13 protein-coding genes are annotated in these 17,153 nt (G+C 40.2%); all 13 read left to right on the forward strand.

What is annotated here, in order from left to right; translation table 11 throughout:
- Positions 1-8 precede the first annotated feature (8 nt).
- The 13 genes from ALE3EI_RS12905 (at position 9) to ALE3EI_RS12965 (ending at position 17,067) form a co-directional block, all read left to right on the forward strand.
- Complete coding sequence (locus ALE3EI_RS12905; RefSeq protein ID WP_186989313.1) at positions 9-428, forward strand: HYC_CC_PP family protein; 420 nt, start codon at positions 9-11, stop codon at positions 426-428.
- 113 nt (positions 429-541) lie between these two features.
- The gene (locus ALE3EI_RS12910) at positions 542-4,294 is read left to right on the forward strand and encodes an efflux RND transporter permease subunit (RefSeq protein WP_186989315.1); all 3,753 of its coding nucleotides are present in this window, start codon (positions 542-544) and stop codon (positions 4,292-4,294) included.
- Positions 4,291-5,508, forward strand: coding sequence for a TolC family protein (locus tag ALE3EI_RS12915; RefSeq protein ID WP_186989316.1), 1,218 nt, complete (start codon positions 4,291-4,293; stop codon positions 5,506-5,508). The genes ALE3EI_RS12910 and ALE3EI_RS12915 overlap by 4 nt, the downstream gene beginning before the upstream one ends.
- A gap of 2 nt (positions 5,509-5,510) precedes the next feature.
- The gene (locus ALE3EI_RS12920) at positions 5,511-6,077 is read left to right on the forward strand and encodes a helix-turn-helix domain-containing protein (RefSeq protein ID WP_186989318.1); all 567 of its coding nucleotides are present in this window, start codon (positions 5,511-5,513) and stop codon (positions 6,075-6,077) included.
- 73 nt (positions 6,078-6,150) lie between these two features.
- Positions 6,151-8,586, forward strand: coding sequence for a multicopper oxidase domain-containing protein (locus ALE3EI_RS12925; RefSeq protein WP_186989320.1), 2,436 nt, complete (start codon positions 6,151-6,153; stop codon positions 8,584-8,586).
- A 32-nt stretch (positions 8,587-8,618) separates the two neighbouring features.
- Complete coding sequence (locus ALE3EI_RS12930; RefSeq protein ID WP_186989322.1) at positions 8,619-9,215, forward strand: DUF3347 domain-containing protein; 597 nt, start codon at positions 8,619-8,621, stop codon at positions 9,213-9,215.
- Positions 9,216-9,671, forward strand: a complete 456-nt coding sequence (locus ALE3EI_RS12935) for a heme-binding domain-containing protein (protein WP_186989324.1) — start codon at positions 9,216-9,218, stop codon at positions 9,669-9,671.
- Between the two features lie 84 nt (positions 9,672-9,755).
- Positions 9,756-10,982, forward strand: coding sequence for a permease (locus ALE3EI_RS12940; protein ID WP_186989326.1), 1,227 nt, complete (start codon positions 9,756-9,758; stop codon positions 10,980-10,982).
- Positions 10,983-10,984: 2 nt separating this feature from the next.
- Positions 10,985-13,507: a heavy metal translocating P-type ATPase gene (locus ALE3EI_RS12945; RefSeq protein ID WP_186989328.1), complete on the forward strand. Its 2,523-nt coding sequence runs from the start codon at positions 10,985-10,987 to the stop codon at positions 13,505-13,507.
- A gap of 13 nt (positions 13,508-13,520) precedes the next feature.
- Positions 13,521-14,108 (forward strand): DUF2911 domain-containing protein, encoded by a 588-nt coding sequence (locus tag ALE3EI_RS12950; protein WP_186989330.1) that lies wholly within the window; start codon positions 13,521-13,523, stop codon positions 14,106-14,108.
- A 1-nt stretch (position 14,109) separates the two neighbouring features.
- The gene (locus tag ALE3EI_RS12955; protein ID WP_186989332.1) at positions 14,110-14,820 is read left to right on the forward strand and encodes a PepSY domain-containing protein; all 711 of its coding nucleotides are present in this window, start codon (positions 14,110-14,112) and stop codon (positions 14,818-14,820) included.
- 20 nt (positions 14,821-14,840) lie between these two features.
- On the forward strand, positions 14,841-15,323 hold the full coding sequence (locus ALE3EI_RS12960) for a DUF305 domain-containing protein (RefSeq protein WP_126161000.1): 483 nt from the start codon (positions 14,841-14,843) through the stop codon (positions 15,321-15,323).
- Position 15,324: 1 nt separating this feature from the next.
- A complete protein-coding gene (locus ALE3EI_RS12965) occupies positions 15,325-17,067 on the forward strand; it encodes an efflux RND transporter periplasmic adaptor subunit (protein WP_186989334.1) in 1,743 nt (580 codons plus the stop codon).
- The last annotated feature ends 86 nt before the right edge of the window (positions 17,068-17,153 follow it).

The following is a 17,153-nucleotide window of genomic DNA, read 5'->3' on the forward strand; positions in this document are numbered from 1 at the left end:
TTACGTTGATGAAAAAGGTCTTTCATAAAGTATTATCCATTCTAATGGCCGTTGTTGTTTTATTCTCAACAATGTCCTTTACCATTGACATGCATTATTGTGGAGATTCTTTGGTAGATTTTTCATTTATTCAGAAAGTGAAAACTTGTGGAATGGAAAAAGCTCAGGCTACTTTTAGTTGTGAAAACCCGGCACTTTCAGAAAAATCTTGTTGCACAGACAAGCAGGTTCTTAAAGAGGGACAGGACGATCTAAAGCTCTCTTTGGATCACCTTACCTTCGAACATCAAGTGTTTGTTGTCTCATTTTCATATTCTTATTTAAATATTTTTGAAGTCACTGAATTTACAGTTGATTCCTTCTTCGATTACCCGCCCCCGTTTATTGAACGGGATGTGCAGGTGCTGCATCAGACTTTTTTAATTTGATTTATTAGACTTTTGAAACAAAGCCCAATCCCGGACGTGCGGAATAGTGGGCTCAATCTCGTGCAATGTATTTTCTGTTTTGCGCAATTTCAACTATCTAATAATCGAATCGTATGCTTAATAAAGCGATTAAATTTTTTATTGAGAATAAACTTGTAGCAGTACTCATAATAACACTGTTTGTTGGTTGGGGTATAGTCAACGCTCCCTTTAAATGGGAAACAGGTATTTTACCAACAGATCCTGTAGCTGTTGATGCCATTCCTGATATTGGAGAAAACCAGCAAATTGTATTTACCAAATGGCAAGGGCGTTCACCGCAGGATATTGAGGATCAAATTACCTATCCACTTACGACTTCATTGTTGGGAATCCCTGGTGTCAAGACAGTCCGTAGTTCTTCAATGTTTGGGTTTTCCAGTATCTATATCATTTTTGAAGAAGATATAGAGTTTTATTGGTCGCGCAGCCGGATTCTCGAAAAGCTAAATTCTCTTCCTGCAAACTTATTGCCCGAAGGTGTAAACCCTGCATTGGGACCAGACGCCACAGGTTTGGGTCAAATTTTTTGGTATACTCTGGAAGGTCGGGATAAAGATGGCAAAGTAACTGGAGGTTGGGATTTACAAGAATTACGCAGCATTCAGGATTATTATGTGAAATACGGATTGTCATCAGCAAGCGGTGTTTCCGAAGTGGCCTCAATTGGTGGTTTCGTTCAGGAATACCAAGTGGATGTTGATCCTGAAAAAATGCGCCAGTATAACATCGGCTTGTCAGATATTGTAAAAGCGGTTAAAGAAAGCAATCAAGATATCGGTGCTCAGACTTTGGAAATTAATCAAGCTGAATATTTGGTTCGTGGTTTGGGGTATGTGAAATCGATTGCAGATATTGAAAATGCGGTGGTCGCCTCTGAAAACTTCACTTCCATCCGAATCAAAGACATCGCTAATGTTCATTTGGGACCACAAACGCGACGTGGAATTTTAGATAAGGAAGGTGCCGAAGTGGTAGGTGGTGTAGTAGTGGCCCGGTATGGTTCAAATCCATTGGAAGTCATCAATAATGTAAAAGACCAAATAGCTGAATTATCACCCGGACTACCCACCAAAATCTTGGCAGATGGTCGTACTTCACAAGTAACTATTGTTCCCTTTTATGACCGCACGCAACTTATTCAGGAAACACTTCACACGCTCAATGAAGCCCTTACGCTTGAAATCCTGATTACCATTTTGGTCATCATCGTAATGGTGTTTAACCTACGCGCATCTATCCTCATCTCTGGCTTGTTGCCTGTCGCGGTGTTGATGGTATTTATTACGATGAAGCTCTTTAATGTAGATGCCAACATTGTTGCCTTATCGGGAATTGCAATTGCTATCGGTACGATGGTGGACGTGGGCGTCATACTTGCCGAAAATATGATTCGGCATCTGGAAGATGAAAAATTACGCTTTCGCGAAAGCGGAATAGAATACACCACAAACGAAATTATCTACAACGCAACTGCGGAAGTTTCTGGTGCAATTTTGACCGCAGTTCTCACAACGATTATCAGTTTTCTACCTGTGTTTACAATGATAGGTGCTGAGGGAAAACTATTCAGACCACTCGCCTTTACAAAAACAATGGCACTTGCTGCATCGCTTGTAATCGCGCTGTTTTTAATACCGCCTTTTGCCGCGATTCTTTTTAAGAAAAGTAACCTAATGGAACGCTCAAAGTACATTATTAATGGTGTTCTCATTGTCCTTGGTATCACAGCCATCTTTTATGGCTATTGGCTTGGTCTCATTTTGATTGCCTACGGTGTTGTTGCGCTTTTGAGCGTAAGGGATAGAATTACAGAAAAACGAGCTAATCTCATCCATATTATTATTTCCTGTGTTGCTATTGTTTTCCTACTCGCCGAATACTGGCGACCACTTGGTTTTGACCGCAGCATTCTAATGAATTTGATTTTTGTAGCGATTATCTGCTTTGGACTGCTTGGTGTGTTTACAGTTTTCCGAAGATACTATGACAGCATTTTGCGTTGGGCACTTCAAAACCGATACCTGTTTTTAATCATTCCAACCACGGTGCTGATTTTAGGTGTGGTCATAATGCGAAACACGGGAAAGGAATTTATGCCAGCACTTAATGAAGGTTCATTCTTATTAATGCCTACATCCTTACCGCACGCCGGTGTGGAAGAAAATAAACGGGTGCTACAACAACTGGATATGGCTGTGGCGAGCATTCCTGAAATTGAAACGGTAGTAGGAAAAGCGGGTAGAACAGAATCTGCTCTCGACCCTGCGCCACTCTCGATGTATGAAAATGTAATTCAGTACAAGTCTGAATATATGCGAAATGAAAATGGCGAGAGACAACGCTATCTTGTAAACGATGATGGTCTATTTGTTCTGAAAGATGACAAGTTCATTATCAACCCAAATAATGAAATCGATGATGATGCAAACTATGCAGCATCAAAACTCAAAACAAGTGCAACGCGCAATGATTTGATTGAAGACGACGACGGCGAATATTACCGAAACTGGCGACCGGAAATCAGTAGTCCTGATGATATTTGGAATGAAATCGTAAAAGTGACCAAATTCCCAGGCGTTACTTCTGCGCCAAAGTTGCAGCCCATCGAGACGCGACTCGTTATGCTACAAACAGGTATGCGAGCACCTATGGGTATCAAGGTAAAAGGACCAGATTTAAAAACCATAGAAAACTTTGGACTGCAACTGGAAGACATCCTAAAACAAGCCGAAGGTGTTAAAGAACAAGCCGTTTTCGCAGACCGCATCGTGGGTAAACCTTATTTGCTGATTGACATTAAAAGAGACCAGTTGGCACGCTATGGGATTTCAATAATGGATGTTCAGGAAGTCCTTCAAGTAGCTGTGGGCGGTATGCCGCTTACCCAAACGGTAGAAGGCCGTGAGCGGTATGGTGTAAGAGTACGCTATCCACGGGAATTGCGTGCAAATCCAGAAGACTTAAAAAGTATCTATGTACCTGTATCAACTGGAAGTCCGGTTCCTTTGGGCGAATTGGTAGATATACGATATGAGCAAGGTCCACAGGTCATTAAGAGTGAAGACACCTTCTTAATTGGCTACGTGCTGTTTGATAAACTCGATGGCTTTGCCGAAGTCGATGTGGTGGAAAATGCCCAAGCGCTCATTCAACAGAAAATAGATAATGGCGATTTGGTCGTGCCACAAGGAATCAGTTACCGATTTACGGGAACGTACGAAAATCAATTGCGAGCAGAAAAAACGTTATCGGTCGTTGTGCCACTTTGTTTGCTGGTCATTTTCTTGATTTTGTATTTCCAGTTCAAGTCGGTTTCTACGTCGCTTATGGTTTTTACTGCCATCGCCGTAGCATTTGCAGGTGGCTTTATAATGATTTGGTTATACGGTCAGGATTGGTTTTTCAATTTCAGCTTTTTTGGCGAGAACCTACGGGATTTGTTCAATATGAAAACCATCAATTTGAGTGTGGCCGTTTGGGTCGGCTTTATAGCCTTGTTTGGAATCGCGACAGATGATGGTGTTGTAATGGCAACTTATTTAGACCAATCTTTTAAAAGCAACGAGCCAGACAGTAAAAAAGGCATACGTCTCGCCACATTGGAAGCGGCAGGAAAACGCATACGTCCTTGTTTGATGACCACCGTGACCACAGTTTTGGCATTGTTGCCAGTACTCACATCTACAGGAAAAGGAAGCGACATTATGATACCGATGGCCATCCCCATTTTTGGCGGAATGATAATCGACGTCACATCTTATTTCCTGTTACCGGTTCTATATAGCTGGAAAAAGGAATACCAACTTAAAAGAGCAAACAAATGAAAAATATTAAAATCATAATCTGTCTTTTGTTTGTTTCCGCTTTCGCGAAAGCGCAACAACTACAAAGCTACATTGAAGAAGCTGAAGCTAATAACCCAGAAATTCAGGCTTTTGAATTGCGCTACAATATTGCCGAAGAAAAGGTAAATGAAGCAAACTGGCTACCCAATACGGAAGTCAGCGCAGGCTATTTTGTAAGTGAGCCAGAAACAAGAGTGGGCGCTCAAAGAGCGCGAATAGGCGTAAAACAGATGTTACCTTGGTTTGGTACCATTACCGCACGTGAAAATTATGCGACTTCAATGGCCGAAGCTGAATACGTGGAAATCACAATCGCCAAACGAAAATTGGCGCTTTCAGTAGCGCAATCCTATTACAGGTTGTATGAAACAAGAGCAAAGCAAAAGGTACTCGACGAGAATATTCAGCTACTAAAAACTTATGAGCGTCTTGCCTTGACTTCGGTAGAAGTGGGCAAGGCATCTGCGGTAGATGTGTTGCGGTTACAGATTCGTCAAAATGAATTGCAGCAACAAAAGGAAGTATTGGAAGAGGAATTTAGCGCAGAACAAACAACATTCAATAATCTCTTGAATCGTGATGAAAATAGGACGGTTGATTTAGTAGCAGCAATGGAAATTCCAGATAATGACCCTATATACGGTACGGAAGCTTTATCACTCAATCCTGAATTGCTCAAATACGATAAGCTCTACGAATCCATAGCACAATCGGAACTGCTCAATCAGCGTGAGAGCCTACCTATGATTGGTTTTGGCGTGGACTACCTACCTGTAAGTGAACGCACCGATATGAACCCAATAGACAATGGAAAGGATGTGTTGATGCCAATGGTTTCGGTTTCCATTCCCATTTTTAATAATAGATATAAGTCTATTACAAGACAAAATGAGCTACGCCAACAGGAAATTGAGACGCAGAAATCACAACGATTGAATGTTTTGGAATCCGCTTTCGCGAAAGCGATATCTCAACGCAATCAGGCCCGAATTAAATTTAATACCCAAGCTAAGAATTTGAAACAGGCGAAAGATGCTGAGCAAATTCTTATCAAGAATTATGAAACGGGAACAATAGATTTCAACGATGTGCTCGACATTCAAGAACTGCAATTAAAATTTCAGATGGAGCAAATAGCTTCTGTGCAGCAATATTATGTGCAGCAGTCAATTATTAATTACCTAATCAACTAACGATGGCAAAGGATTACTACATAAAAAATATGGTGTGTGACCGCTGCATCAAGGTCTTAAAAGATGAACTGTTTAAGGCTAACATTAGTCTGTTGGATATTGAGTTGGGTAGGCTTCGATTAGATATGAATGAAAAAGAACAATTGAGCATACTTACCGAAATTTTAAAAAGAAATGGATTTGCACTCATCGCTTCTACTGAGGATAAATTGACCGAGCAAGTAAAAATTGAATTGATAAAGTTATTGAATGTAATGCCCCTTGAAATTGATGGTAAGCTATCCGATTTTCTTGCGGATAAATTACAAAAGGACTATTCAAAAATCAGCAAGGTGTTTTCCATTACCGAGGGCATCACTATTGAAAAATATTTTATCAAACTGAAGATAGAAAAGGTCAAGGAACTTATCCAAACACCCGATTATAATTTCACAGAAATAAGCCAATTGCTCGATTACAGCAACGTGAATCATCTAAGTAAACAATTTAAAAGTGAGACCGGAATGAGCCTGAGCGATTATAGGGATGGGCAGAAAAATTTTAGAAATCCTTTAGACAAGATTGTATAGATATGAACCAAAATTATAACACAACAAGCTGAAATTCAGTATTAATTTTGTGTAAAAATTAAAAAATACACCTATGAAAATGAGAATATTATTTGGGCTTTTACTTTGTGTTTCTTTCGGAGCAAATGCACAGTTAATTGCAAATGAGTCCGAAGAAAATGTGGACAATTGGCCGGAGCGCGTCTATGACCTAACCATTGAGTACGAGACGGTCAACTTCACGGGAAAAGATGTACAAGCGATGACTATAAATGGTGGCATTCCTGGTCCCAATCTGGAATTTAATGAAGGGGAATTTGCCATCATTAATGTGACCAATAAAATGAATGTAGAAACATCTGTGCATTGGCACGGATTGATACTTCCAAATTTTTACGATGGTGTACCGTATTTGACAACGCCACCAATTCTTCCCGGAGAAACCCAACAATACAAGTTTGCATTAAAACAATCTGGTACGTACTGGTATCATTCACACACAGGACTTCAGGAGCAGCGTGGTGTTTATGGTTCCATCCAAATCAATCCAAAAGAAACTGATTTGGAATATGACAAAGATTTGGTTTTGGTGTTATCCGACTGGGTTGACGAGAATCCACAATCCCAACTAAAAAATCTTAAACGAGGAAACGAATGGTACTTGATTAAAAAAGGTCAAGTACAAAGTCTCGATAAATTAATTGCTCAAAATGCAGTAGGCGCAAAGTTAAAAATGGCTTGGAAACGTATGCCTGATATGGCAATTTCAGACAACTACTACGATAAATTCTTCATCAATGGTGGCTCTGAGCAAAATTATCCCGATTTCCAAGCTGGAGAACGTGTGCGCTTACGATTTGTTAATGCTGCCGCAGCCTCTTATTTCTGGTTGACTTTTGGCGGAGAAGATCCTATGCTCGTTTCAGCAGATGGCCTTGACGTGGTTCCTGTTGCCCACAATAAAACCTTGATTGGCGTAGCAGAAACCTATGATTTCATTGTTACGGTTCCCGAAAATGGTAAACTTCAAGTGAGAGCTACTGCACAAGATGGTTCAGGCGAAGCTTCAGCATATATAGGTACTGGTTCAATACTCGAAGCACCGAGTATTCCAGAACCAAACCTTATAAAAAGTATGAAACAGATGATGTCTATGGGAATGAAAATGGGTGCACCAGCTTCAAAATTCAATCCTTCTAAAAACGATTCCATTCAAGTGATGGAAAAATACAAGATGGATATGGGCGGTATGCAGATGGACGGAATGCCTATGAGAGATGATAAGATGAAGATGGATGGAATGGACCTGCCTGCCGGACAGGCAGGTATGAAGAAAGATTCTGCCCAAATGGACCACGGTAAAATGAATCACGATAAGATGCAGATGTCAAAGTCCGAAATGAAAATGAAAAAAGGTAAGGCCAATATGCAGAAGGGTAAAGATAAGGAAATGGGAGCAATGAAAATGGGCTATATGATACCTAAAGATAAAGTCGTGGGCGACAATATGAAAACTGGCGGTAACCCAGAATTCAATTACAATTATCTAAAGTCGCCCGAAAAAACTGAGTTTGACAATGATAAACCTGTAAAAGAAATGCTCTTCAACCTTACCGGAAATATGAACCGCTATGTCTGGTCTATAAATGGTGTTCCCCTTTCTGAAACCGATAAGATAAAAATCAAACAAGGCGAAGTGGTTCGTGTCACACTCAACAACCTTACGATGATGCACCACCCAATGCACCTGCACGGGCACTTCTTTAGGGTACTGAATGAAAATGGCGAGTACTCGCCTTTAAAGCATACAGTAAACGTAGCGCCAATGCAGAAGGTGGTTTTTGAATTTGCAGCCGATGAATCTGGAGATTGGTTTTTTCATTGCCACATTTTATACCATATGATGAGTGGTATGGCAAGGGTTTTTAGCTATGATACACAACGAGATGACCGCTTAGAAGGTTATCCGCTAACAAATCTCACAAATGAAGCAGACCACATATTTACGTGGGGCGAAATCACAGGGGCAAGCCATATGACGGAACTGTATGCGACTGCCACCAATATCCGAAATCAGTTTGCCGTAAGGGGCGAATATGGCTGGAACAAAAATCTGGAAGCTGAGCTTACATACGAGCGCTATTTAAATGATTATTTCCGTGTATTCGGTGGAGTCAATGTTGAAAATGGTATGGAAGATAGCCTTGAAGAAATCAATACCACAGCAATCGCTGGTGTTAGATGGTTGATGCCAATGCTTATCAATTCAGATTTTAGGATAGATAGCAAACTACGTCCTCAAATTGCTTTTAGTACAGGCTTTATGATTTTCCCACGCTTGGGAATCTATGGCGAGTATGAATACCAAATGGATTTTGGCTGGGACGGCAAGTTGCCAGAAGGTCAGGATTTTGAAGAAGAGACCACTTGGCAGGTAGGACTTGAATATGTCCTTGGTAGAAACTTCTCATTAATGGGGAGTTATGACAACCGTTTCGGTGCAGGTGGTGGACTATCAGTTAGATTTTAAAAAAATAATTATTAACCTAAATACAATACAAAATGAAAACAGTAAAAAGAACAATGAGTACAATGGCACTGGCTGCCACAATGATATTAACAGTTTCCTGTAAAGACGGAAACACAGAAGAGGCTGCTGCGCCGATGAGCAATGAGATGCACCAAGAATCTATGGATGACAAGGACGATATGGCGATGAGTGACAACCAAGATGCAAAAGCAGAAGCAATCCTGAATGATTATTTCAACTTAAAAGATGCGCTTGTAAGCGATGACAATGGCAAAGCGAAGGAGCTTGGTAACACATTAGCGAAATCACTAAAAGCTTTTGATGTATCCAACTATTCCGATAATGAACAAACTGAATTAAAAGACATAATTGAAGATGCCACAGAACACGCAGAGCATATTGGAGAGAGCGATATCAAGCATCAACGCGAGCATTTTAAGACGTTGAGCAAAGACGTTACCGATATGGTAGCCATTACCGGAACCGATAAAAAACTCTATGAGCAGTTCTGCCCTATGTACAATAATAACGAAGGCGGAGCTTGGCTGAGTATGAATGAAGAAATTAGAAATCCATATTTCGGTAGTCAAATGTTGAAATGTGGCAAAGTACAACGAGAAATAAACTAATTGAAAGTTTTAAAAATCATAGCGTGGATAGCATTAATTGCGTTTGTGGTCATTCAGTTGTTTCCGATGGATTATAACAAGAGTGAGGCCGTACCGCAAACGGATTTTATGCTTGTCAATATAGTGCCTGCAACGGTCGAGAAATCGTTGCAGGTTTCCTGCTATGATTGCCATAGCAACAATACAAAGTACCCTTGGTACAATAAGGTGCAACCTGTTGCTTGGTTTTTGGAAGACCATATTAAAGAAGGAAAAGAAGAATTGAATTTTAACGAATGGGCCAACTATTCAGACAGAAGAAAGAACAGTAAACTGCGCTCTATCATTAAGCAGATAGAAAACGGCGAGATGCCCTTAGATAGCTACACGCTTATTCATAGGGATGCTATTTTTTCAAAAGAGGAAAAGGAAGCAGTATTGAACTATATGAAAACTTTAAAAGATGACTTAGAGTAAAGTCCTGATACGGGAAGGGAATTTTTTCATTGATGGTTGGTTAGTTAGAACCCCTTCCCATTTCAGGCACAAATATTAAGAGGTATGAATGATTTTTTAAAACAATGGGGCGAAGCAGCCTATACCACCACTGGATTCTTCTGGATGGCATTATGGGCGTTCATATTGGGTTACATCATCAGTAGTATGATACAGATTTTTGTAACCGAAAAGCGGATGCAAAAAGCAATGGGAGAAAAGGAAGGCAAAAGTATGCTCTTGGGCACTTTTTTTGGCTTTATAAGTAGCTCGTGCAGCTTTGCCGCGCTGGCAGGAACTAAATCCATCTTCAAGAAAGGAGCAAGTTTTTCATCTTCCATAGCGTATCTACTGGCATCTACAAATTTGGTTATAGAACTGGGAATCATCATTTCCATTTTTCTGGGATGGCAATTTGTTGTGGGCGAGTATGTAGGTGGCATATTGCTAATCCTCATTTGCTGGATTCTAATACGCATTATCAATCCTAAAAAGCTTATTGAGAAAGCAAGAAAAAATCTTGAGAGCGAAGACGATGATGCGATGGACGATTCCAAGGATTGGAAAAAACAGATTAAAAAGGAAGAGAGCTGGGCGCGTGTGGCTAAAAAATATAAGATGGAATGGCAGATGGTCTGGAAGGACGTAACCGTAGGCTTTACCATCGCTGGAATCGTAGCTGCATTCGTTCCCGATTCCTTTTTTCAGACCTTGTTCATCAATAGTGGTCAAGGCAATACCGATTTTACTTTTCTCGAAATTCTGGAACATATCGTGGTCGGTCCGGTTGCTGCGTTTTTGACGTTTATCGGTTCAATGGGTAATATTCCTTTGGCAGCATTACTGTTCGGAAAAGGCGTAAGTTTTGCGGGAGTTATGGCATTTATTTTTAGCGACTTGGTCGTTTTTCCCGTATTGCGCATCAATGCAAAATATTACGGATGGAAGATGTCATTGTTCATATTATTCCTGCTGTTTACGGCTTTGATTTGTACATCACTCGCACTACATTATAGTTTCGACTTGCTTAGCATACTGCCAGATCCATCGCAGGTAAAAATTCAGGATAAAGAACATTTTAAGATTGACTACACCTTCTTTTTGAACATTGCCTTTCTTGCTATATCCGCCTACCTAATTTACTTGGGCTTTTATAAGAAAAAAGACGTTGAGCATTCTATGAGCGAGATGGCACCAAAAAGCCAATTGCTGGAAACCATCTTAAAATATGCAGCATTCATTTGTTATGTATGGCTTGCAGGAGGTTTGATTATAAAATTCATAATTCAATAAAAATGAAACACACCTATCACATACAAGGAATGACCTGCAATGGTTGCAGAACCCACGTTGAGCAAACACTTTCTAAAGTGGAAGGTGTGACTAACGCTTCGGTTAATTTAGAGAAAGAAGAGGCGACCATCGAAATGGAATCTCATATTTCTATCGAAACATTTCAAAAAGCTCTAAAGCAAGATGGTGGTTCGTATAGCATCCACAAATCAGGCGAACATTATCACGATGATGATTCCGCTTCAGCAAAACCGAAAAAAGCGAAACCAGAGGGCAAGGGAACGGGAACGTTTTATTGCCCAATGCACTGCGAGGGCGATAAAACCTATGACAAACCAGGCGATTGTCCCGTTTGTGGAATGGATTTGGTCGAAGAGCAAAATTTGTCAGCTACAACTACTACTGAACAGTGGACCTGCCCAATGCATCCTGAAATCGTAAAGGACGAGCCGGGAAGCTGTCCTATTTGCGGAATGGATTTAGTGCCGATGGAACCTGATTTATCTGCCGAAGAAAAAACATATAATAAGCTGATTAAGAAATTTTGGATAGCAGTAGCCTTTACGCTTCCTATTTTCCTAATCGCTATGAGCGAGATGATTCCCAACAATCCACTTTATGATGTAATGGAGCAGAAATGGTGGAACTGGATTCAATTTGGGCTTTCCATTCCTGTGGTGTTTTATGCCACTTGGATGTTCTTTGAACGTGCTTATCGAAGTATTAAAACCTGGAATCTCAATATGTTCACCTTAATCGGTATAGGTGCGGGCGTGGCTTGGCTCTTTAGTGTTTTTGGGATGTTGTTTCCAGACTTTTTTCCGGAACAATTTAAAACAGAATCCGGTGCGGTTCACGTGTATTTTGAAGCCGCTACGGTTATCCTCACATTGGTATTGATGGGTCAAGTTTTAGAAGCCCGTGCACATAGTAAAACCAATTCAGCAGTGAAAGAATTATTAAAGCTTGCACCTAACAAAGCAGTACGCGTAGTGGATGGAAACGAAGAAGAAGTTTCCATCGACCAGATTGAAAAAGGAGATATCCTACGAGTAAAGCCAGGAGATAAAATCCCTGTGGATGGCAAAATTACCGAAGGCGAAACTACCGTAGATGAGTCAATGATTTCAGGAGAACCGATTCCAGTCAATAAATCTGTAGATGATAAAGTAAGTAGCGGTACCATTAATGGGAATCAATCTTTCTTGATGGAAGCCGAAAAAGTAGGTAGCGACACCTTGCTTTCCCAAATCATACATATGGTAAACGATGCCAGTCGCAGTCGTGCCCCTATTCAGAAATTGGCAGATACGGTTTCAGGCTATTTCGTGCCTGTCGTGGTTATCATTGCGGTCATCACTTTCATTGTCTGGGCGATTTGGGGACCAGAACCAGCTTATGTATTTGCTCTTGTAAATGCCATTGCCGTATTGATTATAGCCTGTCCTTGTGCATTGGGATTGGCAACACCGATGTCCGTTATGGTAGGTGTTGGTAAAGGTGCCCAAAATGGTGTCCTAATTAAGAATGCCGAAGCCTTAGAGAAAATGGACAAAGTGGACACCCTTATCGTTGATAAAACAGGAACCATTACGGAAGGGAAACCAACGGTTGAGAAAATTGGGTCGTTTGATGAATCTCGCTTTCGCGAAAGCGAAATTCTACATCTTATCGCATCCCTAAACAGTTCCAGCGAGCATCCACTTGCCGAAGCCACCGTGAAATATGGAAAGGAGCAGAAGGTCGAAATATCAAAAACCGAAAACTTTAGCGCAGTAACCGGAAAAGGCGTAGAAGGAACAGTTGATGGCAAGAAGCTCGATTTAGGAAACGATAAAATGATGGAATATGCTAAGGCAACAATTTCATCTGCTATGAAAGATGAAGCACAATCCTTTCAGAAACAGGGGAAAACGGTTTCCTACTTATCCATTGATGGCGAAGTTTCAGGCTATGTGGTCATTGGCGATAAAATAAAAGAAACGAGCGCCAAGGCAATCAAAGAATTACAGGACAAAGGCATTGAAGTGAGAATGCTCACAGGAGATAATCACGACACCGCCCAAGCTGTGGCGAGCGAACTCAATCTCGCTGACTTCAAAGCAGGAATGTTACCTGAAAACAAACTGGATGAGGTTAAAAAACTACAACAGCAAGGCAAAGTAGTCGCAATGGCAGGCGATGGTATCAATGATGCACCAGCACTGGCAAAAAGTGATGTGGGTATTGCAATGGGCACAGGAACTGATGTCGCTATAGAAAGCGCTATGATAACCTTGGTAAAGGGCGATTTGCACGGTATCGTAAAAGCAAGAAACCTTAGCCACAAAGTTATGCGTAACATAAAACAAAATCTATTTTTTGCTATGATATACAACACGCTGGGTGTACCGATTGCGGCAGGTGTATTATTCCCATTTTTCGGAATTCTGTTATCGCCTATGATTGCGGCGCTGGCAATGAGTTTTAGTTCAGTTTCAGTAATAGCAAACGCACTTAGGCTCAGAACAAAATCAATTAACTAAACCATCCTATATAATGAAAAAAAGTATCATTCTATTATGTATTATCCTTTTAGCTTCTTGTAAAGAAGCTTCAAAGGAAGCTCAAGAAGTGCCAATTACCGACAAAACAGAGCAAAATTCAACAAGTGCAGAACCTAATAAAAAAAAATCATTGAGTCCGCATACAAGCGCAATGGCGATGGTGGGCGATGCGCATATTCATATTGATTATTCATCCCCAGGAGTTCGTAAACGTATCATTTTTGGCGGTTTACTTCCTTATAATACCGTTTGGCAAGCGGGCGCACATATGGCCACTTGGATAGAAACCAATAAGGATTTGACCATTGATGGTAAAGAGTTGAAGGCAGGGAAATACGGGTTCTTTGTTATTCCGAATCAAGAGGAATGGACAATTATTTTTAATTCCAACTGGAACCAGCACGGTAAAGATGAATATAATGAGAAAGATGATGTGATGAGATTTAAAGTAACCCCAAAAATTTCCGAAGAAATCAAGGAACATTTAGAATACAAGGTAACAAAGACTACCAATGATTCAGGAACAATTAGCTTGAGTTGGGAAAAGGTTCTTGTTGAATTTCCTTTTGAAGTAAAATAAAATGGTCAAAAGAAAAACAGCACTAAAAATAAGAAAAGCGCATCGCTATCTGGGTATCTTTTTAGGTATTCAGTTCTTGATGTGGACGATTAGTGGAATGTATTTCAGCTGGACAGATATTGATGAGATACACGGCGACCATTTTAAAAAAGAGATTCCTGAACAAACTGCATTTTCAGATTTGGTGGGAAGTTCTCAACTAAATATTCAGGAACCGATTAAGTCATTAGAATTACTTGAAATAGCGGATGCGCCCTATTATTGGATTAATGAGACTGTGCTTTATAATGCACTTACAGGAACAAAGAAAGACGAGCTCACAGAACAAGAAGCAATCAAAGTAGCAGAACGCTATATGTTGGCTGATTTAGAATTTGACCAAATACAACGGATTGAATCTGTAGGCGACCACCACGAGTACCGCGGAAGACCATTACCGGCTTATGAGATTTCATATAAAACCGATGAAAATTTAAAAGCCTACGTGGCGATTGAAAATGGCGCTTTTCAAACCGTACGTCATCGCGATTGGCGTTGGTTCGATTTTCTTTGGATGACGCACACTATGGACTATCAAGGTCGAGACAATTTTAATACAATTGTGCTAAGGGCTTTTTCGCTTTTAGGCTTGATAACGGTGTTTAGTGGATTTCTACTTTGGTACACAAGTTCACCTACTGTGAGAAAATTGATTAAAAACAAACGTAAATAAGTAACAAAAAACCGACTATTATGGAAAATTCAAATGAACACAAAAAGAAAAATCAATACACAAAATTTGTAGGAATGCTCGCAGCGTCCTTCGTAGCTATGTACATCACAATGTACCTGAACACTTATGAGTGGGACCACGTATGGTTCAGTCTAACTCGCTTTTATATGGTTTGCTTAGGGATTGCGGCAATGGCCATTATAATGTTTGTAGCAATGCGTGGGATGTATCAAAATAAAAAGAAGAATATCGCCATTGTTTTGGGAAGTATCGTTCTATTTGTAGGTGCGTTGGGACTGGTACGTGACCAAAAATCAACTGTAGGCGATGTGCTCTGGATGAAAGCAATGATACCGCACCATTCCATAGCAATTTTAACAAGCGAGCGTGCAGACATTAAAGACCCAGAAGTAAAAAAATTAGCCGAAGATATCATCAAAGCACAACGAAAGGAAATTGAAGAAATGAAGCAAATGATTGATAGGTTACAAAACGAAAAATAGTATGAACAAGAACATTTTATATATAGCAATTGCAGTAATCGTGGGACTATTGGCGGGCTGGCTCATTTTTGGCAATTCCGGAAGCGAAGCAAATGCAAACAAGGACGTTTCTGAAATGTCAGATACCCACGACCATTCGGGCGAGTCGGAAAACCAAATATGGACCTGCTCAATGCACCCACAGATTATGCAACCCGAACCTGGCGACTGCCCTATATGTGGAATGGACTTAATACCTGCCGAATCTGGTGCCGATGGCCTTGCAATGAATGAGATTAAAATGACAGAGAACGCAATGGCGCTGGCCAACATTCAAACTACTATTGTGGGTAATGGCAGTATGTCAGAAGATGATGGAATGATTTCGCTTTCGGGCAAAATCGCCACCAACGAAGAAAATAATGCCGTGCAAGCAAGTTATTTTGATGGGCGTATTGAGCGTTTGAATGTCAATTATGAAGGCCAAAAAGTAAATCGTGGTCAATTGCTGGCTACAATTTATGCGCCAAATTTGGTCGCTGCACAGCAAGAATTGCTCACAACCGCTTCACTAAAAAAATCGCAGCCTGAACTGTATAAAGCTGTTCGAAATAAATTGAAAAATTGGAAGCTTTCCGAAAGCCAGATTGATGCCATAGAATCCTCTGGAAACGTGCGCGATAATTTTCCTGTATATGCCACCGTTTCAGGAACGGTTTCGGAAGTAATGGCACGAGAAGGCGACTATGTAAAACAAGGTCAGCCCATTTTGAAAGTAAGCAATTTGAATTCGGTTTGGGCAGAATTTGATGCCTATGAAAATCAGATTTCAAATTTAAAAGTAGGTCAAAAAATAAAAGTAGTAACCAATGCGTACGCTAATAAAGAATTTGACGCTACGGTTTCGTTTATTGACCCCATACTTAACAATGCAACGAGAACGGTTACCGTAAGAGCAACACTAAAAAATACAGATGACCTCTTTAAACCAGGAATGTTTGTAACGGGTAAACTCAAAGGGGAAATGAAGATGAACAACGAAGTGATAACAGTTCCTGCAAGTGCCGTAATGTGGACGGGCGAACGCTCATTGGTCTATATAAAAACCAATCCCAACGAACCCGTTTTTGAAATGCGTGAAGTAACAATCGGTAACCGAAATGGCGAAAATTACACAGTTACCGAGGGCTTACAAAATGGCGATGAGATTGTGACCAATGGAACCTTTACAGTAGATGCGGCAGCACAGCTACAAGGCAAAAAATCTATGATGAATCAAGAAAAGAAAGAGGATGCTATGATGCCAATGTCTGAAATGGAGATGGAATTTTCAGAGAATTTTCAAAAACAATTTAAAAAGGCGCTCAAGCCTTATTTGCAGATGAAAGATGCTTTAGTAGCAAGTGATGCCGATCAAGTTTCCTTTTTCGCGAAAGAGGCATTATTACTTTTAAAAGCCGTAGATTTTAAAGGTATCGGCAATATGGAACAATCACATTTAAAAAAAAGTATAGAAATGCTTGAGGCCATTGTTGCGAATGACAATCTGGAAAATCAACGTAGCCATTTCGTGATATTAAATGAAAATATAGTTCCAATTACAATGAATGTTAAAGGAACTGATGAAATACTATTTATTCAAAAATGTCCAATGGCAAATAATAACAAAGGAGCCATTTGGATAAGTAATCAAAAAGAAATTCGAAATCCATATTTTGGCGAGGACATGTTAACCTGTGGCGAGGTAGTGGATTCCATTAATTAGGATTTAATTTAAAATTTTAGAAAAAATAAAGTGTCCTGACACCCTGTAAAAGACAATTTTTATTCGAGAATTATCATAATAGTGTT

This window comes from Constantimarinum furrinae, from assembly GCF_014295415.1.
Lineage (GTDB): Bacteria > Bacteroidota > Bacteroidia > Flavobacteriales > Flavobacteriaceae > Constantimarinum > Constantimarinum furrinae.